A 20,704-nucleotide genomic window follows, 5' to 3' on the forward strand; every position below is an offset into this window, starting at 1 on the left:
AAATTCGGGAATGGGAGGGGGCGTTCAGCCGGCGGCCAGTTGCCGCGCCGTGCCATTGCGCCAGCGGGCCAGGTGCTCGTCGGCATAACGCCGCAGGCAGCGCAGCACGGCGCTTTCGTGCTGCACGAGAAAGAAGTGGTGGCCGTCGAACATATCCAGGGAAAAGCCACTGGCGGCGTCGGCCTGCCAATCGAGCAATTGGTCGGCGCGCACACTGTCCTGCTTGCCGCCGAACACATGGATCGGCATGTCCAGCGGCGTGCGCTGGCCATAGGTGAAACTGCCGCACAGCAGGAAATCGGCGCGCAGGATCGGCAGCATCAATTTCATCAACTCGGGATTGGCCAGGGCTTCTTCGGCGGTGCCTTGCAGTTCGCGCAGGCGGGCGATCAGTTGCTCATCGGTCTTTTCAATGGCGTATTCACTGACATCACGGCGCGCGGGCCCGGCGGTGCCGGAGGCGAACAATGCCAGCGGCGCAGGCACATGGCGCTCGTTCAGCGCATGCGCCAGCTCGAAGGCCAGCAGGCCACCCAGGCTGTGACCGAACAGCGCGTAGGGGCCGTCCAGGTCGCGACTGATTTCATCCGCCAACTGCGCGGCCAATACCTTGATATCACGCTGCAACGGCTCGTCCATGCGCATGCCACGCCCGGGCAACTCCAGCGGGCACACTTGCAACCACTCCGGCAGGGCGCGGCGCCAGCGCACGTAGACCATGGCGCTGGCCCCTGAATAAGGCAGGCAAAACAGGCGCAGTCGAGTCGGCGCACTCATCGCCGGTGGCCCCCACACTGAATCACGCTGTATGCACGATAGAAACCCATCTCGCCCTCCTGCGGGTGCTGATCCTTGGCCGTTTTACTAACGGACCTGTCACCCAGAAGAACGGACGGCACCGGCAAATAATTAGTCGCCGGGGGCGAGCGAGACGTGGCTCACACCTTCCGCAAAGGCATAAGATTAGTTCGCCTTCTCATTTGACAATCATTATCATTAAGCATAATTTGTTGCCCGATGTGTAGGAGGCCTCAGCAAGGACGCCCTCCCCTAACCTCTTTAGCGACAAGGTGATTTCCATGACGGAACAAGTATCCACAGGCAGGTGCGACTCACCGCTGCTCCAGGCATTCGTCGACAATCGGCTGATCCTGGTAAAGATCGCAGCACGAATTACCGGGTGCCGCTCCCGGGCCGAAGATGTGGTGCAGGACGCCTACTTCCGGCTGCAATCGGCACCGACGATCACCTCATCGTTCAAGGCCCAGTTGAGTTACCTGTTCCAAATCGTGCGCAACCTGGCGATCGATCACTACCGCAAGCAAGCCCTGGAGCTCAAGTACTCGGGCACGGAAGAGGAAGGCTTGAATGTGGTGATTCATGGCGCATCACCGGAAACCACCCACATCAATTTCAACACCCTGGAAAACATCGCCGACGCCCTGACGGAGCTGCCCCAGCGCACCCGCTATGCATTCGAGATGTACCGCCTGCACGGCGTGCCACAAAAGGACATCGCCAAGGAACTGGGTGTGTCGCCAACCCTGGTGAACTTCATGATCCGTGATGCACTGGTGCATTGCCGCAAAGTGTCGGGCAACCATAGCGATACGTTTGCGCGGCGGGTCTGACTGTGCCACCCCCACCCTGGCCAAGTCAGGGCACGGCCATCACATCAATGCGATACGGCTCGAAAATCTTCAACATCTCGCCGTTATCGCGTAAACGTTTGAGCAGTTCGGCAAACGCCGGCCCGCTGATCGGCGCCTTGGGTCGCAGCAAGGCGTAATGGTGGTACACCTGATCAATGCGCTCCGACACCATCAACTGCCCCGCCATCTCGGCATTGCGCACCATGAAGTCACTCAGGTATGAGCGCGTGACCAGCGCGATATCGGCACGGCCACGGGCGACCATCAGCAGGTTGCTGTCATGGGAGTAGGTCAGCGTCGCGTTGAAGTGCTCGGCCATGTACCTGGGGTCGGCGTTGAAGTTGGCGAAGGCGTAGTGATAACCGCTGAACACCGCCAGGCGCTTGCCGGTCAGGTCGTTGAAATAGCTTTGATCGCGGTCGGGTTCATGCTGGGCGACGAACACTTCGGCATCTTCAAGCCCCATGTCGACACTGGTGTGGGGAATCTTCTGCCAGCCCCAGTCCGGGTTTTCGAAGATCGCCATGTCCACCCGGCCTTGCTCGAAATCCCGGAAACGCCGGGGGATGGAGGTGGGGACCAGCACAAATTGGTAGTCCGCCTGCGCGGCGTTCAGCGCTTCCACCAGTTGCGGCAGCAAACCGGTGTCTGCGCCCTGCTCAGGGCGTACGGTGTAGGGCGGGAAATGCGCGGCGCCAATCCTCACCAATTGCGCGGCCGAAGCTGGCATCCACCCTGCGGTGCCCAGTGCCCATAAAGAAAGTCCTGCAGCCAGCCGCCATGGCGAAAACATCGAGGCACACACCGTTCACTATTCTGATGGCGATAAGCTAGGCGTTTTTGTCTGGCGAGACAACTTTTCCACCGCCAAATTAACAGCTTGCGTCTTAATCGGCCTTCAACACCATCAACAAAGCCTCTTCGGCCAATTGTTCAAGGGTCAGGCTGCCCTCGGCACGGAACCAGGTGGTGGTCCAGGACAAGGCCCCCGTGAGAAAGCGCCGGGCAATAAACACATCGCCCTTGATATAGCCGGCGGCCTTGGCCTCGCCCAGCACCTGCAACCAGAGTTGCTCATACACATCACGCAGGGCCAGCACCTGGGCCTGGCCTTCGGCCGACAGCGAGCGCCATTCGTATACCAGCACCGCCATCGCCTCGCCGCTGCCGCCCATGATCGACTGCAATTCGCAGCGAATCAGCGCCAACACACGCTCGCGCACGTTCGTCGCTTCTTCCAGCGACGCCCGCATCAACGCGGTGTTGTAGTGGATGGTTTCCTCCATCACCGCGCGCAGGATCTCGTCCTTGCTCTTGAAGTGATGAAAGATGCTGCCGGACTGAATGCCAACGGCGCTGGCCAGGTCGCGCACGGTGGTGCGTTCGAAGCCCTTGTTGCGAAACAGGTGAGCCGCGGTTTGCAGCAACTTGCCCCGGGCACTGTCGGGGTCGGTCAATTGGCCGCCGTCGACCATGGTGCGCATCACCCGCAGGGCTTTGTGCTCATCCATGCTGCTCTCCTCTACTTCTTTGACGTCTTGGGCGGCAATTTAGGCCGTGGCCGCCACCCAAGCAAGCGCTTGGCTAAAACTTGTATCCGAAGTTTACAAACCAAGCGCTTGCTTGGTAGGATCGAAGCCAGCCATTCGAGGAAGGATTTCTCATGAGCAAGACGGTTCGTATCGGCTGCGCCAGTGCCTTCTGGGGCGACACCTGCACTGCCGCTGCCCAGTTGGTGCACGGCGGCAAGCTGGATTACCTGGTGTTCGACTACCTCGCGGAAGTCACGATGTCGATCCTGGCCAGCGCCCGGATGAAAGATCCCCAGGCCGGCTACGCCACGGACTTTGTCGAGGTCCTCGCGCCGTTGCTGGGCGATATCCAGCGCCAGGGCATCCGCGTGATCAGCAATGCCGGCGGGATCAACCCGCACGCCTGCGCCGCCGCCCTGCAAGCGGCCTGTGACAAGGCCCACGTGCCGCTGAAAATCGCGGTGCTGCTGGGCGATGACCTGCACGCCCAACTCCCGCACCTGCAAGGCATCACTGACATGTTCAACGGCGCGCCCCTGCCGCCCCTGTGCGTGTCTGCCAACGCCTATCTGGGCGCACCGGGCATTGCCCAGGCGCTGAAGCTGGGCGCCGATATCGTCATCACCGGCCGGGTGGTCGACAGCGCGGTGGTCAGTGCGGCATTGGTGCATGAATTCAACTGGTCCTGGCAGGATTACGACCGCCTCGCCCAGGCCGCCCTGGCCGGGCATATCATCGAATGCGGCGCCCAGTGCACCGGCGGCAACTTCACCGACTGGCGCGACGTGCCGGACTACGAACACATCGGTTTCCCCATTGTTGAAGTCAGCGCCGACGGCCAGTTCACCGTCAATAAAGTCGAAGGCAGCGGCGGGCTGATCAGCGAACTGAGCGTGGCCGAACAACTGCTCTACGAAATCGGCGACCCCCGCGCTTACCTATTGCCTGACGTGATCTGCGATTTCAGCCAGGTCAAATTGCACCAGCAAGGCAAGCACAGCGTGCGCCTGCATGGCGCCAAGGGCTTGCCGCCCACCGCTCAATACAAAGTCAGCGCCACCTACCCCGATGGTTTTCGCTGCACCGCCAGTTGCCTGATCGCCGGGATCGACGCGGTGGCCAAGGCCGAGCGGGTCAGCCAGGCGATCATCCACAAGACCTCGGAACTGTTCAGCCAACAAGGCTGGGCGCCCTACACCGAGGTGAATATCGAATTGCTCGGCAGTGAAGCCACCTACGGCGCCCACGCCCAACGCCATGACTGCCGCGAAGTGGTGGTGAAGATCGCGGTGCGGCACCCGAGCAAGCAGGCGCTGGCGCTGTTCGCCCGCGAGATCGCCCAGGCGGCCACCGGCATGGCGCCGGGGCTGACCGGCATCGTCGGTGGGCGGCCGACGGTGTATCCGCTGATTCGACTGTTTTCATTCCTGGTCGATAAGTCTGCGTGTGCGTTGCTCATCGACGTCCAGGGCCAGCGTCACACCTGCGAACTACCCACCCGCGATGCGCTGGGCACGCCCTCCGCCCCCGTCGACCCGCCCATGCCCGAGGGCCGTGCCGACGCCAGCGTGCCCCTGGTGAAACTCGCCGTGGCGCGCTCTGGCGACAAGGGCAACCACAGCAATATCGGGGTGATCGCCCGCGACCCGGCGTACCTGCCGTGGATCGCCGAGACCCTGACCCCAGCCGTGGTCGTCGACTGGATGAGCCACGTGCTCGACCCGCTCCACGGCCGTGTCGAACGCTGGTACCTGCCGGGCAGCCACAGCCTCAACTTCCTGCTGGAAAATGCCCTGGGCGGCGGCGGTATCGCCAGCCTGCGCATTGACCCGCAAGGCAAGGCCTTTGCCCAGCAACTGCTGGAAATCCCCATCGCCGTGCCGCAACACATCGCCGATCAATGCCAATAAAAGGAATGTCGCCGTGGCCTTCGACTCGATCTTCAAAGCCAACCTGTTCCAGGGTCACACCGTGATTGTCACCGGCGGCGGCAGCGGCATTGGCCGCTGCACCGCCCATGAACTGGCAGCCCTCGGTGCCCAGGTGATCCTGGTCGGGCGCAAGCCGGAAAAACTGCAAAAGGTCGCGGCGGAAATTGCCGAAGACGGCGGCAGCGCCCACGGGCTGGCCTGCGATATTCGCGATGAAGAGGCGGTGAAAGCGCTGGTCACGCAGGTCCTCAATGACCACGGCCCGATCCATGGGCTGGTCAACAACGCCGGCGGCCAGTACCCGTCGCCGCTCGCGTCGATCAATCAAAAAGGCTTCGAAACCGTACTGCGCACCAACCTGGTCGGCGGCTTCCTGATGGCGCGCGAGGTGTTCAACCAGTCGATGAGCAAACACGGCGGCGCCATCGTCAACATGCTCGCGGACATGTGGGGCGGCATGCCCGGCATGGGCCATTCGGGTGCGGCGCGTGCGGGCATGGACAACTTCACCAAAACCGCAGCATTCGAATGGGGTTACGCCGGGGTGCGGGTCAACGCGGTAGCGCCGGGCTGGATCGCCTCCAGCGGCATGGACACCTACGAAGGCGCGTTCAAGGCCGTGATCCCGACCCTGCGCGAACACGTGCCGCTCAAGCGCATCGGCACCGAGTCGGAAGTCAGTGCGGCCATTGTGTTCCTGCTCAGCCCCGCCGCGGCCTTCATCAGCGGCAGCACCCTGCGCATCGACGGCGCCGCCAGCCTGGGCAACCGCGCCTGGCCGCTGCACAAGGCGCACCCACCGAGCGCGCCGTTCAATGGTTTCCACCGCGCGTACCTGCCGGACGTGCTCAAGGCGGAGCAATAAACCATGCCCGTGATTGAAAGCTCGATCGATGCCCACAGCCCGCAGTTCGCACAGAACCGCGAAGCCCTGCTCGCCACCATCGCGCAGTGGCGCCAGTTGGAAGATGCCCTGCTCAGCAAGGCCCAGGAGGCCAAGCCCAAGTTCGACCAACGTGGCCAACTGCTGCCCCGCGAGCGCCTCAACCGGCTGCTGGACCCCGGCGCGCCGTTCCTGGAACTGGCCAGCCTCGCCGGCTACAAGCTCCACGACGACAAGGACGGCAGCGCGGCCGGTGGCGGTTTGATCGCCGGCATCGGCTACGTCAGCGGTGTGCGCGTGCTGGTGGTGGCCAACAACAGTGCGATCAAGGGCGGCACCATTTCGCCTACCGGTTTGAAAAAATCCCTGCGCCTGCAACAGATCGCCATGGAGAACAAGCTGCCGGTGGTGACCCTCGCTGAAAGCGGCGGTGCCAACCTCAACTACGCGGCAGATATTTTCGTCGAAGGCGCACGCAGCTTCGCCAACCAGGCGCGCATGTCCGCCATGGGCCTGCCCCAGATCACCGTGGTACACGGCTCGGCCACGGCGGGCGGCGCCTACCAGCCGGGGCTGTCGGATTACGTGGTGGTGGTGCGCGGTAAGGCCAAGCTATTCCTGGCTGGGCCGCCGCTGCTCAAGGCAGCGACCGGCGAAGTCGCCAGCGACGAGGAACTGGGCGGTGCCCAAATGCACGCGCAAACCGCAGGCACCGCCGAATACCTGGCTGAAAACGACGCCGACGGCATACGCATCGTGCGCGAGATTGTCAGCCTGCTGCCTTGGAATGATCGCCTGCCGCCTGCGCCCAAGCGGGCTTATCAGGAGCCGCTGTACCCGGCCGACGACTTGCTGGGACTGATCCCCGACGACCCGAAAAAACCCTATGACGTGCGCGAAATCCTCGCACGCCTGGGCGACGGTTCGAACTTCCTGGAGTTCAAGGGCGAGTTCGACCCCCACACCGTCTGCGGTCACCTGCACATCCAGGGGCGGGCCGTCGGCGTCATCGGCAACAACGGCCCGATCACCCCCAAGGGCGCCAGCAAGGCCGCGCAGTTTATCCAGCTGTGCGACCAGAGCCGTACGCCGCTGCTGTTCCTGCACAACACCACCGGTTTTATGGTCGGCACCGAGTCGGAGCAACAAGGCGTGATCAAGCACGGCGCCAAGATGATCCAGGCCGTGGCCAATGCACGCGTCGCTAAACTCACCCTCGTGGTCGGCGGCTCTTACGGCGCCGGCAACTATGCGATGTGCGGACGCGGCCTCGACCCACGCTTTATCTTCGCCTGGCCCAACAGCCGCACCGCCGTGATGGGCGGCGCGCAAGCCGGCAAGGTGCTGCGGATTGTCACCGAGGCCAAACAACTGAAGAACGGCCTGGTGCCGGACCCCAAGGTGCTGGATATGCTGGAGCAAGTCACTGCACAGAAGCTCGAGAGTCAATCCACCGCGCTGTATGGCAGCGCGAACCTGTGGGATGACGGGCTGATCGACCCACGGGATAGCCGCACGCTGCTGGGGTTTCTGCTGGATATCTGTGATGAAGCCGAAGTGCGGGAGTTGCAGCCGAACAGCTTTGGCGTGGCGCGTTTCTAACCGGAGAATAAGCACAATGATCTTCACCCAGGAACATCAGGAACTGCGCCGCACCGTCCGCGCCTTCGTCGACCGCGAGATCAACCCCTACGTCGACGAATGGGAAAAAGCCGGCCGCTTTCCCATCCACGACGTCTTCCGCAAGGCCGGCGACCTCGGCTTGCTGGGCATTTCCAAGCCCGAGCAATTCGGCGGGATGGGCCTGGACTACAGCTACTCGATCGTCGCCGCCGAAGAGTTCGGCACCATACGCTGCGGGGGCATTCCCATGTCCATCGGCGTGCAGACCGACATGTGCACCCCCGCCCTCGCCCGCTTCGGTTCCGACGAATTGCGCGACGAATTCCTGCGCCCGGCCATCAGCGGCGAACAAGTGGGCTGCATCGGCGTCTCGGAAACCGGTGCGGGTTCCGATGTGGCCGGGCTGAAGACCCATGCGCGCAAGGACGGCGACGACTACGTGATCAACGGCAGCAAGATGTGGATCACCAATTCCCCCAGCGCCGACTTTATCTGCCTGCTGGCCAAAACCTCCGACGACAAGCCGCATATCAACAAGTCGCTGATCATGGTGCCGATGAACACCCCGGGCATCAGCGTCAGCCCGCCCTTGGAAAAACTCGGTATGCACAGCTCCGAGACCGCCCAGGTATTTTTCGATGGCGTGCGCGTGCCGCAGCGTTATCGCATTGGCCATGAGGGGGCCGGCTTTATGATGCAGATGCTGCAATTCCAGGAAGAACGCCTGTTTGGCGCGGCCAATATGATCAAGGGCCTGGAGTACTGCATCGACAGCACCATCGACTACTGCAAAGAGCGCCAGACGTTCGGCAAGGCGCTGATCGACAACCAGGTGATTCACTTTCGCCTGGCTGAACTTGCCACCGAAATCGAATGCCTGCGCGCACTGGTCTACCAGGCCACCGAGCAATACATCAAAGGCCAGGACGTCACGCGCCTGGCCTCCATGGCCAAGCTCAAGGCCGGGCGCCTGGGCCGTGAAGTCAGCGACAGTTGCCTGCAATATTGGGGCGGCATGGGCTTTATGTGGGACAACCCGGTGGCCCGCGCCTATCGCGATGTGCGCCTGGTATCGATTGGCGGCGGTGCCGACGAGATCATGCTGGGCATTATCTGCAAACTGATGGGCACCCTGCCGGGGAAAAAACCATGAACACCCTGCTGCTCGAACCGCATAACGGGGTGCTGCATATCACCCTCAACCGGCCGGAAAGCCGCAATGCAATGAGCCTGGAAATGGTCAATGAACTGCGCGCGGTGCTGGCGGGGTTGGACAGCCAGGTGCGCGCGGTGGTGATCAGTGGCGCAGGCGGACACTTTTGCGCCGGTGCCGATGTGAAGGATCTGGTCAGCGCAGGCGATCAATTGCAGGCGCTGAACCGGGCTTTTGGCGCTTTGCTGCAAGACGTGGAAGCCGTGTCGCCAGTGGTCATCGTGGTGCTGCAAGGCGCAGTGCTGGGCGGTGGGTTTGGGTTGGCCTGCGTGAGTGACATCGCGATTGCCGATCACCAGGCGCAGTTCGGTTTGCCGGAGACCAGCCTGGGGTTGCTGCCGGCACAGATTGCGCCGTTCGTGGTCAAGCGTATCGGCCTGACCCAGGCGCGGCGACTGGCACTCACCGCCGCACGCTTTGATGGACTGGAAGCTGAACGGCTGGGGCTGGTGCACTTCACCGAGCGCGATCCGCAGGCGTTGGCGGAGCGTTTGGATGAGGTATTGGGGCAAGTGCTGCGCTGCGCACCAGGCGCCAACGCGCGCACCAAGGCGCTGTTGCTGGCCAGTGCGGAGCAGCCGTTGGGGCCGCTGCTGGACCAGGCGGCGCAGTGGTTTGCCGAGGCGGTGACCAGTGAAGAAGGGATTGAGGGGACGCAGGCTTTTGTGCAGAAGAGAAAGCCTGGGTGGTGCAAGTGACGTCATCGGGGGCAAGTCGAATCGTCGCACCGCCCCTCCCACATTTTTACCGCGCCCCCCCGTGGGAGGCGCGGTGCAACGATTCGACTTGCCCCGATGAGGCCGGAACAACCGCATAACCCAAGGGATAATCCAATGCCCCAGCTCACCAAGATCCTGATCGCCAACCGCGGCGAAATCGCCTGCCGCATCCAACGCACGGCCCAGGCAATGGGCTACCGCACCGTCGCCGTCTACAGCGACGCCGACGCCCAGGCCCTGCACGTGCAGATGGCCGACGAAGCGGTGCACATCGGCCCCGCCCCGGTACAACAGTCCTACCTCAATATCCCGGCCATCCTCGCGGCCGCCGAAAAGACCGGCGCCGACGCCATCCACCCCGGCTACGGCTTCCTCTCGGAAAACCCCGACTTCGCCCGCGCGTGCCGAGACGCCGGCCTGATCTTCATCGGCCCCAGCGTCGAGGCCATCGAACTGATGGGCAGCAAGCGCCTGTCCAAACTCGCCATGCTGGAGGCTGGCGTGCCCTGTATCGCCGGCTACCAAGGCAGCGCCCAGGACGACGCCACCTTGCAGGCGCAAGCCCAGCGCATCGGCTACCCCCTGATGATCAAGGCCAGCGCCGGCGGTGGGGGGCGCGGCATGCGCCTGGTGCACGATCCCGCGTCCTTGCTGGACAACCTCCACACCGCACGTTCGGAAGCCCGCAATGCCTTTGGCAGCGACGAGTTGATCCTCGAGCAGGCGCTGATCGACCCGCGCCACGTCGAGATCCAACTGTTCGGCGACAGCCACGGCAACCTGGTCTACCTCGGCGAACGCGACTGCTCGATCCAGCGCCGCCATCAGAAAATCATTGAAGAAGCGCCGTGCCCGGTGATGACGCCCGAACTGCGCCAGGCCATGGGCGAAGCGGCGCTCAAGGCCGGGCGCGCAGTGAATTACGTGGGCGCCGGTACCGTGGAGTTCCTGCTCGACCGCAACGGCCGGTTCTACTTCCTGGAAATGAACACGCGCCTGCAAGTGGAACACCCGGTTACCGAACTGATCACCGGGCTCGACCTGGTGGACTGGCAACTGCAAGTCGCCGCCGGCCTGCCGCTGCCGCTGCTGCAATCACAAGTGACCCTCAGCGGCCACGCCATGGAAGTACGCCTGTATGCCGAAGACCCGGCCCAGGGCTTTTTGCCGCAGACCGGCGAGGTGCTGCGTTGGGAGCCGACCCCCGGCATCCGGATCGATCATGGGTTGTGCACAGGCGAAAAGATCAGCCCATTCTACGACCCGATGCTCGGCAAGCTCATCGCCCATGGCGCTACCCGTGAAGAGGCACGGCGCAAACTGCTGCGGGCGGTGCAAGACACGGTGCTGCTCGGGGTTGCGAGCAATCAGCGGCTACTGGCCGACCTGCTCGGGCATCCGGGCTTTATCCAGGGCGACGTCAGCACCGGGTTTATCGCCAAGCACTTCAGCCCTATCCCGCCCGTGACCGCCAACGCAGAACAGATCGCCCTGGCTGCCGCACTGTTCTACCAACGCAGCGCCGCCGAGCATCGCCGGGACCTGGCAGGCTGGCGCAACAACGCCACTGTCCCCTGTACCTACCAACTGAGCGTCAACGATGCCGTTCACCACGTCACCCTCAGTGTGCTGGCCGATCACCGGCTGCACATCGATGGCGTCGACATCCAGGACCTTCGCACCGACGGCCGCTGGGCCACCCTGGTGATCAACGGCATTCGCCGCCGCCTCGCCTACCACCTTGACGGCGCCCATGCCTGGTTGCCGGGTGTCAGCGTGGTTGACCGCACACAGCAGGTCGCGAGCCGCCAGACCCAGGCCAACAGCGGCACGCTCAAGGCGCCGATGGACGGTGCCATCGTCGATGTGCGTGTCCAGGCCGGTGACTGCGTCAGCAAAGGCCAGCTGTTGCTGGTGCTCGAAGCGATGAAAATGGAACACCCGCTGAAAGCCGGCATGGATGGCGTGATCAAGGACGTGCAGGTGATCGCCGGAGACCAGGTGCGCAATCGCCAGGTGCTGCTGGAGATCGAATAAGCCCGGCCTCAATCAAAAACAGCGCGGAACTACGCGACCGGGCTACGCTCTATCCCCATCAGGAAGGGAAGAGTACGGGAACCTGCACCATGCATCATTGGCTGATTATTGACCTTGAGGCCACAACGGATGACGGCGGCTGGCCCGTGACGGAGATGGAAGTCATCGAGATCGGCGCGAGCCTGGTCAATCGCCAGGGCCGCGAACTGGACCATTTCCAGCGCTTTGTGCGGCCGCTGCGGCGCCCCTTGCTGACGCCGTTCTGCCGCAAGCTGACCCATATCACCCAGGCGAACATCGACGGCGCCGCGCCCATCACCGAGGTGTGGCCGCTGTTCGAGCGCTGGCTGGGCCAGCATCAACCCCGCCTGGAGGGCTGGGCCAGTTGGGGTGACTACGATCGCCAGCAATTGGAACTGGAATGGCAGCGTCATGGCCTGAGCAGCGCCCTCGCCCACACGCCCCACGTCAACCTCAAGCAACGCTTCGCCAAGGCGCGGCGCCTGGACAAACCCCTGGGGCTCAACGGTGCCCTGCAATTGGCGGGGATGCAGTTCCATGGCCAGCAACACCGGGCGCTGGAAGATGCGCGCAACACCGCCCGCCTGCTGCCGCTGATTTTGCCGGTCTAGGCAGCTCCCCTGGCCTTGGGCATACTGGCCGACCTTTCCAGACCCTTTTCCGAGGATTCGCCCATGTTTAAAGTCAACGAGTACTTCGACGGCACCGTCAAGTCGATCGCTTTCGGCACCGCAGAAGGTCCGGCGACCATTGGTGTCATGGCCCCGGGTGAATACGAATTCGGCACCGCCCAGCGTGAAATCATGCACGTGGTGTCCGGCGCCCTGACCGTCAAGCTGCCCGACAGCAGCGACTGGGAAACCTTCGCCGCCGGCAGCCAGTTCAACGTACCGGCCAACAGCAAGTTCCAACTGAAAGTCGCCGTGGACACCGCTTACCTGTGCGAATACCGCGGCTAAGCGCTCCTGCCGCGTAAAAAAATGCCCGTCTCGCAGGAGACGGGCTAATGAGATGGTCACCCCCACACCCTGCGAGGGCTACGCTTTCGCAGGGTGTTTTGTTTTTGGAGGCCATCATCATGAGCGAGTCAGCACTGATCGGGATCGATCTCGGCAAACATAATTTCCACCTTCTGGGCCAAGACAAATCGGGCCGCGAGGTGTTTCGCAAAAAGCTCTCGCGAGCGCAGATGATGCGGTTCTTCGGCAACTTGCCGAGCTGCGTCGTGGTAACGGAAGCCTGTGCCGGCTCTCACTTCATCGCCCGTCAGCTTGCGGCGATGGGGCATACGACCAAGTTGATTTCACCGCAGTTTGTCCGCCCTTTCGTCAAGGGCAACAAAAATGACTTTATCGACGCAGAGGCCATTTGCGAGGCGGCTTCCCGTCCGTCCATGCGCTTCGTTACGCCTAAAACCGAGTCTCAGCAAACCCTGTCTGTCCTGCATCGCATGCGCGAGTCGTTGGTGCATGACCGCACCAAGACAGCCAATCAGATGCACGGTTTCCTGCTGGAATTTGGCATCAGCCTGCCCAAAGGCTCAGCCATCATGAAGCGTTTGGCAGCTGTTTTGGCCGAGCATGAGCTGCCTGTGCGGCTGACAGTGCTGTTGCAACGCCTGCACGATCACTTCGTTTACCTGGATGAACAGATCAAGGAACTGGACAAACAACTGGCTTGCCAGCTGGCCGACGATGATCTGGGGAGCCGTTTGCTTAGCATGCCGTGTGTCGGTCCGATCACCGCCAGCCTTCTGGCTGTAGAAATGGGCGATGGCAAGCAATACCGATGCAGTCGCGATTTTGCGGCTTCAGTGGGCTTGGTGCCGCGACAGTACAGCACGGGCGGCAAAGCCAATTTGTTGGGGATCAGCAAGCGGGGTGACAAGCACCTGCGGCAACTGCTGGTGCAATGCTCCAGGGTTTACATGCAGAGGCTGGATCATCAGAAGGGGGCTTTGGCCGACTGGGTGCGAGCGCTGCTGCGCCGACGACACTCGAATGTGGTGGCCTGTGCCCTGGCCAACAAACTGGCGCGTATCGCTTGGGCGATAGCGGCTCACCATGCGCAATATGAAGCAGGGCCAGACGCCTTGAACGCCTGACCCTGCGGTTGTTGCAGTACCACAATTCACCCTTCAGGTTTTGCGATAGCTGAACAACGGATGACGTGAACGGCCTACCGGCCTGGCGAAGATCCTGACATAAAAATCGGCTTCAGAAGCCGACGGGCTTTTAAGGATCGTCAGGCGCGACTCTCATCGTGGCGCTGGGGCAAGCCCCAAACAGACGCCGGATAGATTTAAGCAAGCCAACCACATCGCCCGTTAATCAGTATTGCAAAAATGGGGGGGACCATAGAATTTTTTATGGGCGGGCGATCTATTCGAGGATAGTCACCGGCATGCCGACTTCCAGGCGACCGACGCCATCGTTGACCAGGTTCTGGCCGAACATCGCGCCGTTCTCCGTCTTGCGATAGGCCTCCAGCGTGACGAAGGGTTCGCGGTCGGCACTGCGCTCGCCGGTCCTGGGGTCAATGGTGGTGAGAATGCAACGCGAGCAAGGCTTGACCACGCGAAACTCCACGTCACCGATGCGCAGGCGTTTCCAGCCGTCCTCGGCGAAGGCATCGCCGCCTTCGATCACCAGGTTGGGACGAAAACGCAACATTTCCATGGGCCGCCCCACCCGCGCGGACAGGTCGTCCAGGGAGGCCTGGCCGATCAATAACAGCGGGTAGCCATCGGCAAAGGCCACTTGGTCACCCTCCTGGCCATACCCCGCCTCGGTGTAACGGGCGCGCTCCAGCGGGATGTGCACCAGCCGGGTCGGCTTGCCGATAAAGTCACTGACCCAGGCGGCGGCCTGATCGCCGGCATCCGGTACGCGCAGGGTGTCACGCCAGATGGTCACGCCACGCAACTCGGCATCACGGCCGGGCAGCGCGATTTCCAGCGGCGTGTGGCCGGGCGCGCTCAGGCTGAGGCCACCTGCGCTGTTCCACAGCGCCGACAGCTGACTCATCTTCGCCACGGCCCGCTGGGTGAGGAACCGCCCGCTGGCTTCGTCCACCAGCATCCAGCGTCGATCCCCAGCCAGCCCGAGTTTATCCAGGCCGATATGCTGAAGGGGTTCGGCCTTGCCGGACTTCAAGGGGTAACGGTACAGCGCGCTGAGACGAAGCATGGGCCTGCGTTCCTGAGGGGCAAAGACGTCACCCTAAGGTCAGGCGGACACTTCGTCCAGCATCAAGCGTTCGCGCACGACGTCCACCAGTTTGTCCGGCTGGAATTTGGAGAGGAAGTTGTCGCAGCCGACCTTCTTCACCATCGACTCGTTGAAGCTGCCTGACAGTGAAGTGTGCAGGACCACATACAGGCTCCGCAGGCGTGGGTCGTTGCGAATTTCGGTAGTGAGGCGGTAGCCATCCATCTCAGGCATTTCGGCGTCGGTGAAGATCATCAGCAGCTTGTCGGTCATCACCTGGCCGCTGTCGGCCCAGCCCTTGAGCATGTTCAGGGCCTTGAGCCCGTCGCTGGCGATGTGCATTTTCACCCCCAGTTGGCCGAGGGTGTCGCGCAGTTGCGACAGGGCCACATTGGAGTCGTCCACCAGCAGCACTTCACGGCCACGGGCGCGTTCCAGTACCGGATCATCGAGTTTCTCGCGGGAGACCTTGGCGTTGTACGGCACGATCTCGGCCAGGACTTTTTCCACGTCGATGATTTCCACCAACTGGTCATCCACCTTGCTGATGGCCGTGAGGTAATGCTGGCGACCGGCGCTGGTCGGCGGTGGCAGGATGGCTTCCCAGTTCATGTTGACGATGCGGTCGACGCCGCCCACCAGGAACGCCTGCACCGAGCGGTTGTACTCGGTGACGATGATGGTGCTGTTCGGGCCCGGCACCAGCGGGCGCATACCGATGGCCTGGGACAGGTCGATAACGGGCAGGGTCTGGCCGCGCAGGTTGACCACCCCGCACACAAAAGGATGGCGCTGGGGCATCAGGGTCAGCTTGGGCAGTTGCAACACTTCCTGCACCTTGAACACGTTGATCGCGAACAACTGCCGACCCGCCAAGCGAAACATGAGGATCTCCAGGCGATTCTCACCCACCAGTTGCGTGCGTTGATCTACCGTGTCGAGAATGCCGGCCATTAAAAGCTCCTGATGCGCTAAGGGTTATGCAGTTGACTGAAGCAGGTCGCGATTAGCACCGACGATACGCGCCCCTTCTGGATCACGTGGCATCTTGAGTTCTTCACGAGCAAGCTCGCTCCTACGCTAGTTATCGGCGGCAAACGCCAGACCTTGACCCCGTTAAAATGCCACGTAAATCCATTGATGTCACACTGACATCATGCTTTACTGCGCTGGCCTCTCCATTCGGCAAGGCAGCGACATCGCGCGACATCCAAATCGGCGCGAGGTTCCGCTGCGTAAGGGATTCCCCTATGCACAATCAGGCCCAACCTGATATTCGCGATATCTAATAGCCATTAATGTGACGCCATTCTCATTGCATGAATGGAGTCAGGCTTTTGTTTGCCATCGCAAGTCCACGGCCTACTGGCCTTCCAGACATTCACGTCGCGGCAACCGAAGTTGTGCAAATGAACTCAACTGCGGGCCGCGTACTCGGCTGTCGCCCGTATTTAGATAACGGTCCTACTGAAATCTCAGAAGCGACCTACAGATTTCAGTCATCTTTCAGCGATAGTTTTACGCCATTCACTTGGTGCGACATCTCATCACCCGACCTTACGTTGTGGAGACTTGCATGATGAATAGCGCAAACGAATGGCAAACCACACTTCCCGAGTTCCTGCTTGAGGCCGAAACGCTGCTGACCAAGTCGGAAGAATGCCTGAGCCACCTGCATCTGATTCGCAACGACAGCGATGCCATCGACTGCATGACGGTCAGCCTGACCCAACTGGCCGAGAAGGCCGACAGCCTGGCCCTGCGGGCGATCAGCGAGTTCTCCCGGCACATCCAATACCTGATCGCCAATGCGGAAAACCCGCTGCAACTGCACGATCAAGCCCTGAAGGCCTTGCACGATTGCTTGACATTACTGGCATGGCAATTGGAGTTGATTGATACCAGGACCGGCGAACTGACACTGGATGAAAGTGAACAAACGACATTGATTGCCACGGTGACACTGCAAATCCCGCAAAAGGACTACAGCTATAAACCGCAGCAACGTTTGCATCACACCTCCTGAGTCCGGCCAGGTCGTTTTTAATACGAAAGTTATCTAAAAACGACAGACGCAACTCATCGGCCTTGATTGACCTGCAGGCGAAAAGATATCAATTAGCCACTAACTGCAATAACGATACAATCCAACTTAAACAATACAACCCTCCATTGTTTGGACACGGATACTTACCGGCCAGACCGTTTGCCTGAATTATGACTCAACGGTGTCAGGCGCCAGGCGACCAACGGTAAGAGTGGTGGTACTATGCCCCCGCTCGAAGTCACTCAACTTCATCATGTACAAAAACGATTCGGCCACGCATTCCAAACAGAGCCCCGTCAGCCGCCATGACCGGTCTTATCGCAGCGAACCCTCATTGGCTCCATCCGTTATGTACGCCAGCCTCAAGTCACTCATCGCAAGGTCCGTGTCCCGCAGCCATGCACGGCGCCTGATCCTTGCCCTGTGCCTGTGCTCGTCGCTGCTCAGCCTGTGGGCCTATATTCGCGCCGACACCCTGCCGCTGGCGGTGCTGCTGTTCAACCTGGCCACGCTGGCGTTGGTGGGGTTGCGTCAATGGAGTTCGCGCAAATCCATCAAGTTCCAGCCTCAGGAACTGGCCGAACGCCTGCTGCAAGTGCAGGAAAACGAGCGCCACCGCCTCAGCCGCGACCTGCATGACGATATCGGCCAATTGCTCACGGCTGCCAAGCTGCAAAGCGAATGGCTCAAGCGTCGCCTGCCGGACGACCTGCAAGGCCAATGCGCGGTGCTGTGCAACACCCTGAATGAAACCCTGGCCAAGGTGCGCGACGTCTCCGCGATTCTCAACCCGCGCCAGTTGACCAGCCTGGGCCTGGAAGCCAGCCTGCGGGCACACTTGCTCAAGACCCTGGAAAACACTCAGGTGCACTGGAGCCTGGAATGCCATCAACGCCTGACCGGCATTCCGGAAGAAATGGCCGTGGCGGCGTTTCGTATCACCCAGGAAGCCGTGACCAACATGCTGCGCCACGCCCAGGCCCGCAACCTGCTGGTACGCCTGCAACGCCTGCCCGAAGGGTTATCGCTGTTTATCAGTGATGACGGCCAGGGTTTCTCGCCCGCCAGTAACCCCGGCCTGGAAGGCCAACGGGGTATGGCGGGTATGTCCGAGCGGATTGATCAACTGGGGGGCACCTTGTCCGTCAGCAGCCAGCCTGGCAAAGGGACCCGGATCGACGCGCTTTTCCCCTGGGCGCCCCGCGCCCTCGAACGGGCCAGTTCCCCTAAGGTTCTCGAGTGATCTGCAATTTACTCCTGGTGGATGACCACGCACTGATCAGGGCCGGCGTACGCGCGCTGATCCTGGATATACCCGGCTATGCGGTGGTCGGCGAGGCCAGCGACGGTGCACAGGTGCTGGAGGCGTTCAGCGCCTTGCAGCCCGATATCGTGCTGCTGGACCTGTCGATGAAACACACCGGCGGCCTGGACGCGTTGCAACAGTTAAAAGCTGCCTACCCGGCGAGCAAGGTGCTGATCCTGTCGATGCACACCGACCCGGAGCTGATCATGCGCGCGCTGGAGTCCGGCGCCCATGGCTACCTGCTCAAGGACACCACCGCCAACGAACTGGAGCACGCCCTGCTGGCCCTGCGCAACAATGAGCGCTACCTGAGCCCGGCGATCGCCCATACGGTGATCAACCAGGCGCTGGTGCGCAACCAGGGCCCGGTTTCCTCCGTCGCCCAGAACCACAACCTCACCGCGCGACAGCTGGAAATCCTGCGCCTGATCGTGCGCGGCAAGTCCACCCGCGAAATCGCCCACGGCCTCGGCCTGAGCATCAAGACCGTGGAAGCTCACCGCTCACAGATCATGAAGCGGCTGCAGATTTTCGACGTGGCGGGCCTGGTGTTATTTGCCGTGCGCGAGCAGATCATCAGCCTGGACGACTAGGGGCGAGCCCAGCGGCAAGTGCACGCGCAACGCCTTGGGCAGCGCGCAAAAGCGCAAATCGTCGCCCTTCAGCGGTTCGCCATCGAGATTGATGTACAACCCCTCGGCCTGTTTGATCTGAACCCACGGCAGGCGCGCGCGCACGAACATGGTGTCCAGGCCCCAGCCATTGTTCATCAGCTCACGCAAGGTGCCGACCACTTCCTGGGGCGCCGGCAGGATGCTGACGTCGAGCAACCCGTCATCAGCCAACGCTTCGGGGCATAACACATGCCCGCCGCCCGCCTGGCGCCCATTGCCGATACCCAGCGCGAGCAGTTCGCCCTTCCAATGGAAACCCGGGCCTTCCAGCTCGCCATACGCCGCCTTCAATTCGCTGAAGCGCGACAGGCCGGTGAACAGGTAGGCGGCGCCACCGAGGATTTTTTTCAGGTCTTCGGAGGTGTTCGCGGTGACCTGGCTGCCAAAACCGCCGGTGGCCATGTTCAAGAACATTTGCCCACCGACCTGGCCGAGGTCGATCGCCCTGGCCGGTACATCCAGCAGCGCCAGGGCCTGCGCAGGCTCCAGCGGCACGCCGGCGGCCTTGGCAAAGTCATTGGCGGTGCCCAGCGGCATCAGCACCAGGCTGGCGTCGGTCCTGGCCAGGGCCATGGCTTCGGCCACGTCGCGCAAGGTGCCGTCGCCGCCGCCAGCGATGATGTGGGTATAGCCATCGGCCAGGGCTTCCTTGACCAGGCGCTGGGCGTCGCCGCCCTCCCACGTGACCCGCACGGCCAGCTCCTCGCCCTGCTCACGCCGGCTCATTACAGCGGCGCGCACGTCCTCGTTGAGGGCTTGCTTGCCGTGGAGGATCAACAGGGCCTTGGGGGTGGTCATGGGGGGAAATCTCCGCGTTCAAAGGGCTTGAAGGATGTTGACCTTTGGGGAGGAGAAAAAAGTCATTGGGATTGGAAATTAATTGACCGGGTGGATTGGCGAGTACGCTCAGCTCCTGTGCAACTTACTCATCAACTGCGCCTCAGCCTGGGTCAACCCACACGACTGCGTCAGTTCATCCACCGTAGCCCCCATGCCCACCAGCTTCGCGGCCTGGGCAAAGGAAAGACTCGACGGATCACGCTGCTCGATCTGCGCCAGCTTGTCCGGCAGGGGAGCAAGGATCGCGCGCAGTTCATGCACTTCGTCTCCGACCCGTACCGCACTCTGCTGGAAGTGATCAACGCGCTTGACCAGCTCCAGCACGCGCCGATCACGCACGGCATCGCGCTCGGCCTGTTGCATGGCCGATTCGCGTTGCTGGCGCAGGTGGCGCAGCAGGAATGCCAACGTCCCGGCCCACAACAGGGCCAGGACAATCACCGCTGCTTCAAGGAACAATCAGATGCTCTCCAGTTCCGACCACTCTTCTTCGCTCATCATTTTGTCCAGCTCAACCAGAATCAACAACTCGTTGTTCTTGTTGCATACGCCTTGAATGAACTTGGCCGACTCTTCGTTACCGACGTTCGGCGCTGTTTCCACTTCCGACTGGCGCAGGTAGACCACTTCGGCGACGCTGTCGACCATGATCCCGACCACTTGCTTGTCGGCTTCGATGATGACGATACGCGTGTTGTCGCTGACTTCGACGGTATCCAGGCCGAAACGCTGGCGCGTGTCGATGACCGTCACCACATTGCCGCGCAGGTTGATGATGCCCAGCACGTAGCTCGGTGCACCCGGTACCGGGGCGATCTCGGTGTAGCGCAGCACTTCCTGCACGCGCATCACGTTAATGCCGTAGGTTTCGTTGTCCAGTTTGAAGGTCACCCATTGCAGGATCGGATCATCCGAACCTTGTGCGGACGCGGACGCTGACTTATTCATACCCCTACCCCTTCAAATGCCGTTAGTTTCGGCGTGTGTGCTTCGTGGGCCGCACAACCGTGCGGTCCT

The 20,704-nt window shown here is 61.9% G+C and carries 21 protein-coding genes; 13 read left to right on the top strand and 8 right to left on the bottom strand.

The features are described 5' to 3' along the window. Positions 1 to 24: 24 nt before the first annotated feature. On the bottom strand, positions 25 to 777 hold the full coding sequence (locus tag AB7933_RS23900; RefSeq protein ID WP_024076667.1) for a thioesterase II family protein: 753 nt from the start codon (positions 775 to 777) through the stop codon (positions 25 to 27). A gap of 302 nt (positions 778 to 1,079) precedes the next feature. Between AB7933_RS23900 and AB7933_RS23905 the strand changes: the two genes are divergently transcribed. Continuing rightward, a complete protein-coding gene (locus AB7933_RS23905) occupies positions 1,080 to 1,631 on the top strand; it encodes an RNA polymerase factor sigma-70 (protein WP_024076668.1) in 552 nt (183 codons plus the stop codon). Between the two features lie 25 nt (positions 1,632 to 1,656). Here the strand turns inward: AB7933_RS23905 and AB7933_RS23910 are convergent, their stop codons facing one another. Together AB7933_RS23910 and AB7933_RS23915 are read right to left on the bottom strand one after the other, a co-directional pair. Next, positions 1,657 to 2,445, bottom strand: coding sequence for a substrate-binding periplasmic protein (locus AB7933_RS23910; protein WP_024076669.1), 789 nt, complete (start codon positions 2,443 to 2,445; stop codon positions 1,657 to 1,659). Positions 2,446 to 2,539: 94 nt separating this feature from the next. Then, complete coding sequence (locus tag AB7933_RS23915; protein WP_024076670.1) at positions 2,540 to 3,163, bottom strand: TetR/AcrR family transcriptional regulator; 624 nt, start codon at positions 3,161 to 3,163, stop codon at positions 2,540 to 2,542. A gap of 152 nt (positions 3,164 to 3,315) precedes the next feature. Between AB7933_RS23915 and AB7933_RS23920 the strand changes: the two genes are divergently transcribed. From AB7933_RS23920 to AB7933_RS23960, 9 genes are all read left to right on the top strand, one after another. Beyond that, positions 3,316 to 5,094, top strand: coding sequence for an acyclic terpene utilization AtuA family protein (locus AB7933_RS23920; RefSeq protein WP_024076671.1), 1,779 nt, complete (start codon positions 3,316 to 3,318; stop codon positions 5,092 to 5,094). Positions 5,095 to 5,107: 13 nt separating this feature from the next. Beyond that, positions 5,108 to 5,980 carry an SDR family oxidoreductase gene (locus tag AB7933_RS23925; RefSeq protein ID WP_024076672.1) on the top strand — a complete coding sequence of 291 codons (873 nt, stop codon included), beginning with the start codon at positions 5,108 to 5,110 and terminating at the stop codon, positions 5,978 to 5,980. 3 nt (positions 5,981 to 5,983) lie between these two features. After that, on the top strand, positions 5,984 to 7,600 hold the full coding sequence (locus AB7933_RS23930) for an acyl-CoA carboxylase subunit beta (protein ID WP_024076673.1): 1,617 nt from the start codon (positions 5,984 to 5,986) through the stop codon (positions 7,598 to 7,600). A 16-nt stretch (positions 7,601 to 7,616) separates the two neighbouring features. Continuing rightward, positions 7,617 to 8,774 carry a citronellyl-CoA dehydrogenase gene (gene atuD / locus AB7933_RS23935; protein ID WP_024076674.1) on the top strand — a complete coding sequence of 386 codons (1,158 nt, stop codon included), beginning with the start codon at positions 7,617 to 7,619 and terminating at the stop codon, positions 8,772 to 8,774. Then, on the top strand, positions 8,771 to 9,532 hold the full coding sequence (locus AB7933_RS23940; protein WP_024076675.1) for an enoyl-CoA hydratase/isomerase family protein: 762 nt from the start codon (positions 8,771 to 8,773) through the stop codon (positions 9,530 to 9,532). The genes atuD and AB7933_RS23940 overlap by 4 nt, the downstream gene beginning before the upstream one ends. A 135-nt stretch (positions 9,533 to 9,667) precedes the next feature. Continuing rightward, complete coding sequence (locus AB7933_RS23945) at positions 9,668 to 11,590, top strand: acetyl/propionyl/methylcrotonyl-CoA carboxylase subunit alpha (protein ID WP_024076676.1); 1,923 nt, start codon at positions 9,668 to 9,670, stop codon at positions 11,588 to 11,590. An 89-nt stretch (positions 11,591 to 11,679) separates the two neighbouring features. Beyond that, positions 11,680 to 12,222, top strand: a complete 543-nt coding sequence (locus AB7933_RS23950; protein WP_024076677.1) for an exonuclease domain-containing protein — start codon at positions 11,680 to 11,682, stop codon at positions 12,220 to 12,222. Positions 12,223 to 12,285: 63 nt separating this feature from the next. Beyond that, the gene (locus AB7933_RS23955; protein ID WP_003226701.1) at positions 12,286 to 12,570 is read left to right on the top strand and encodes a pyrimidine/purine nucleoside phosphorylase; all 285 of its coding nucleotides are present in this window, start codon (positions 12,286 to 12,288) and stop codon (positions 12,568 to 12,570) included. Between the two features lie 119 nt (positions 12,571 to 12,689). Then, complete coding sequence (locus tag AB7933_RS23960; protein ID WP_024074122.1) at positions 12,690 to 13,715, top strand: IS110 family transposase; 1,026 nt, start codon at positions 12,690 to 12,692, stop codon at positions 13,713 to 13,715. A gap of 277 nt (positions 13,716 to 13,992) precedes the next feature. Here AB7933_RS23960 and AB7933_RS23965 read toward each other — a convergent pair whose 3' ends face one another. Next, complete coding sequence (locus AB7933_RS23965; protein ID WP_024076678.1) at positions 13,993 to 14,799, bottom strand: MOSC domain-containing protein; 807 nt, start codon at positions 14,797 to 14,799, stop codon at positions 13,993 to 13,995. A gap of 39 nt (positions 14,800 to 14,838) precedes the next feature. Further along, positions 14,839 to 15,774 carry a chemotaxis protein CheV gene (locus AB7933_RS23970; RefSeq protein ID WP_024076679.1) on the bottom strand — a complete coding sequence of 312 codons (936 nt, stop codon included), beginning with the start codon at positions 15,772 to 15,774 and terminating at the stop codon, positions 14,839 to 14,841. A gap of 622 nt (positions 15,775 to 16,396) precedes the next feature. Here AB7933_RS23970 and AB7933_RS23975 point away from each other — a divergent pair. From AB7933_RS23975 to AB7933_RS23985, 3 genes are all read left to right on the top strand, one after another. Next, positions 16,397 to 16,846 carry a hypothetical protein gene (locus AB7933_RS23975; RefSeq protein WP_024076680.1) on the top strand — a complete coding sequence of 150 codons (450 nt, stop codon included), beginning with the start codon at positions 16,397 to 16,399 and terminating at the stop codon, positions 16,844 to 16,846. Positions 16,847 to 17,216: 370 nt separating this feature from the next. Next, the gene (locus AB7933_RS23980) at positions 17,217 to 18,110 is read left to right on the top strand and encodes a sensor histidine kinase (RefSeq protein WP_024076681.1); all 894 of its coding nucleotides are present in this window, start codon (positions 17,217 to 17,219) and stop codon (positions 18,108 to 18,110) included. Next, a complete protein-coding gene (locus tag AB7933_RS23985) occupies positions 18,107 to 18,766 on the top strand; it encodes a response regulator transcription factor (protein ID WP_024076682.1) in 660 nt (219 codons plus the stop codon). The genes AB7933_RS23980 and AB7933_RS23985 overlap by 4 nt, the downstream gene beginning before the upstream one ends. Here the strand turns inward: AB7933_RS23985 and yegS are convergent. The 3 genes from yegS to AB7933_RS24000 all read right to left on the bottom strand — a co-directional run bounded on the left by yegS (position 18,725) and on the right by AB7933_RS24000 (position 20,635). Next, entirely contained in the window at positions 18,725 to 19,645 is a 921-nt protein-coding gene (gene yegS, locus AB7933_RS23990; protein ID WP_024076683.1) for a lipid kinase YegS, read from the bottom strand. The genes AB7933_RS23985 and yegS overlap by 42 nt on opposite strands. 108 nt (positions 19,646 to 19,753) lie before the next feature. Further along, positions 19,754 to 20,146, bottom strand: coding sequence for a DUF2802 domain-containing protein (locus AB7933_RS23995; protein ID WP_024076684.1), 393 nt, complete (start codon positions 20,144 to 20,146; stop codon positions 19,754 to 19,756). Next, positions 20,147 to 20,635 carry a chemotaxis protein CheW gene (locus tag AB7933_RS24000; RefSeq protein ID WP_024076685.1) on the bottom strand — a complete coding sequence of 163 codons (489 nt, stop codon included), beginning with the start codon at positions 20,633 to 20,635 and terminating at the stop codon, positions 20,147 to 20,149. It lies immediately after the preceding gene. Positions 20,636 to 20,704 lie beyond the last annotated feature (69 nt).

The organism is Pseudomonas gorinensis (assembly GCF_042015035.1).
Classification (GTDB): domain Bacteria; phylum Pseudomonadota; class Gammaproteobacteria; order Pseudomonadales; family Pseudomonadaceae; genus Aquipseudomonas; species Aquipseudomonas gorinensis.

Excerpts from the sequence above, each read along its gene's own strand:
- AB7933_RS23920 (WP_024076671.1), top strand. The coding sequence starts at position 3,316 with ATGAGCAAGACGGTTCGTATCGGCTGCGCCAGTGCCTTCTGGGGCGAC.
- AB7933_RS23980 (WP_024076681.1), top strand. The coding sequence starts at position 17,217 with ATGTACGCCAGCCTCAAGTCACTCATCGCAAGGTCCGTGTCCCGCAGC.
- AB7933_RS23930 (WP_024076673.1), top strand. The coding sequence starts at position 5,984 with ATGCCCGTGATTGAAAGCTCGATCGATGCCCACAGCCCGCAGTTCGCA.
- AB7933_RS24000 (WP_024076685.1), bottom strand. The coding sequence starts at position 20,635 with ATGAATAAGTCAGCGTCCGCGTCCGCACAAGGTTCGGATGATCCGATC.
- AB7933_RS23965 (WP_024076678.1), bottom strand. The coding sequence starts at position 14,799 with ATGCTTCGTCTCAGCGCGCTGTACCGTTACCCCTTGAAGTCCGGCAAG.
- yegS (WP_024076683.1), bottom strand. The coding sequence starts at position 19,645 with ATGACCACCCCCAAGGCCCTGTTGATCCTCCACGGCAAGCAAGCCCTC.
- AB7933_RS23970 (WP_024076679.1), bottom strand. The coding sequence starts at position 15,774 with ATGGCCGGCATTCTCGACACGGTAGATCAACGCACGCAACTGGTGGGT.
- AB7933_RS23905 (WP_024076668.1), top strand. The coding sequence starts at position 1,080 with ATGACGGAACAAGTATCCACAGGCAGGTGCGACTCACCGCTGCTCCAG.
- AB7933_RS23915 (WP_024076670.1), bottom strand. The coding sequence starts at position 3,163 with ATGGATGAGCACAAAGCCCTGCGGGTGATGCGCACCATGGTCGACGGC.
- AB7933_RS23975 (WP_024076680.1), top strand. The coding sequence starts at position 16,397 with ATGATGAATAGCGCAAACGAATGGCAAACCACACTTCCCGAGTTCCTG.
- AB7933_RS23900 (WP_024076667.1), bottom strand. The coding sequence starts at position 777 with ATGAGTGCGCCGACTCGACTGCGCCTGTTTTGCCTGCCTTATTCAGGG.
- AB7933_RS23955 (WP_003226701.1), top strand. The coding sequence starts at position 12,286 with ATGTTTAAAGTCAACGAGTACTTCGACGGCACCGTCAAGTCGATCGCT.
- AB7933_RS23940 (WP_024076675.1), top strand. The coding sequence starts at position 8,771 with ATGAACACCCTGCTGCTCGAACCGCATAACGGGGTGCTGCATATCACC.
- AB7933_RS23950 (WP_024076677.1), top strand. The coding sequence starts at position 11,680 with ATGCATCATTGGCTGATTATTGACCTTGAGGCCACAACGGATGACGGC.
- AB7933_RS23945 (WP_024076676.1), top strand. The coding sequence starts at position 9,668 with ATGCCCCAGCTCACCAAGATCCTGATCGCCAACCGCGGCGAAATCGCC.
- atuD (WP_024076674.1), top strand. The coding sequence starts at position 7,617 with ATGATCTTCACCCAGGAACATCAGGAACTGCGCCGCACCGTCCGCGCC.
- AB7933_RS23960 (WP_024074122.1), top strand. The coding sequence starts at position 12,690 with ATGAGCGAGTCAGCACTGATCGGGATCGATCTCGGCAAACATAATTTC.
- AB7933_RS23910 (WP_024076669.1), bottom strand. The coding sequence starts at position 2,445 with ATGTTTTCGCCATGGCGGCTGGCTGCAGGACTTTCTTTATGGGCACTG.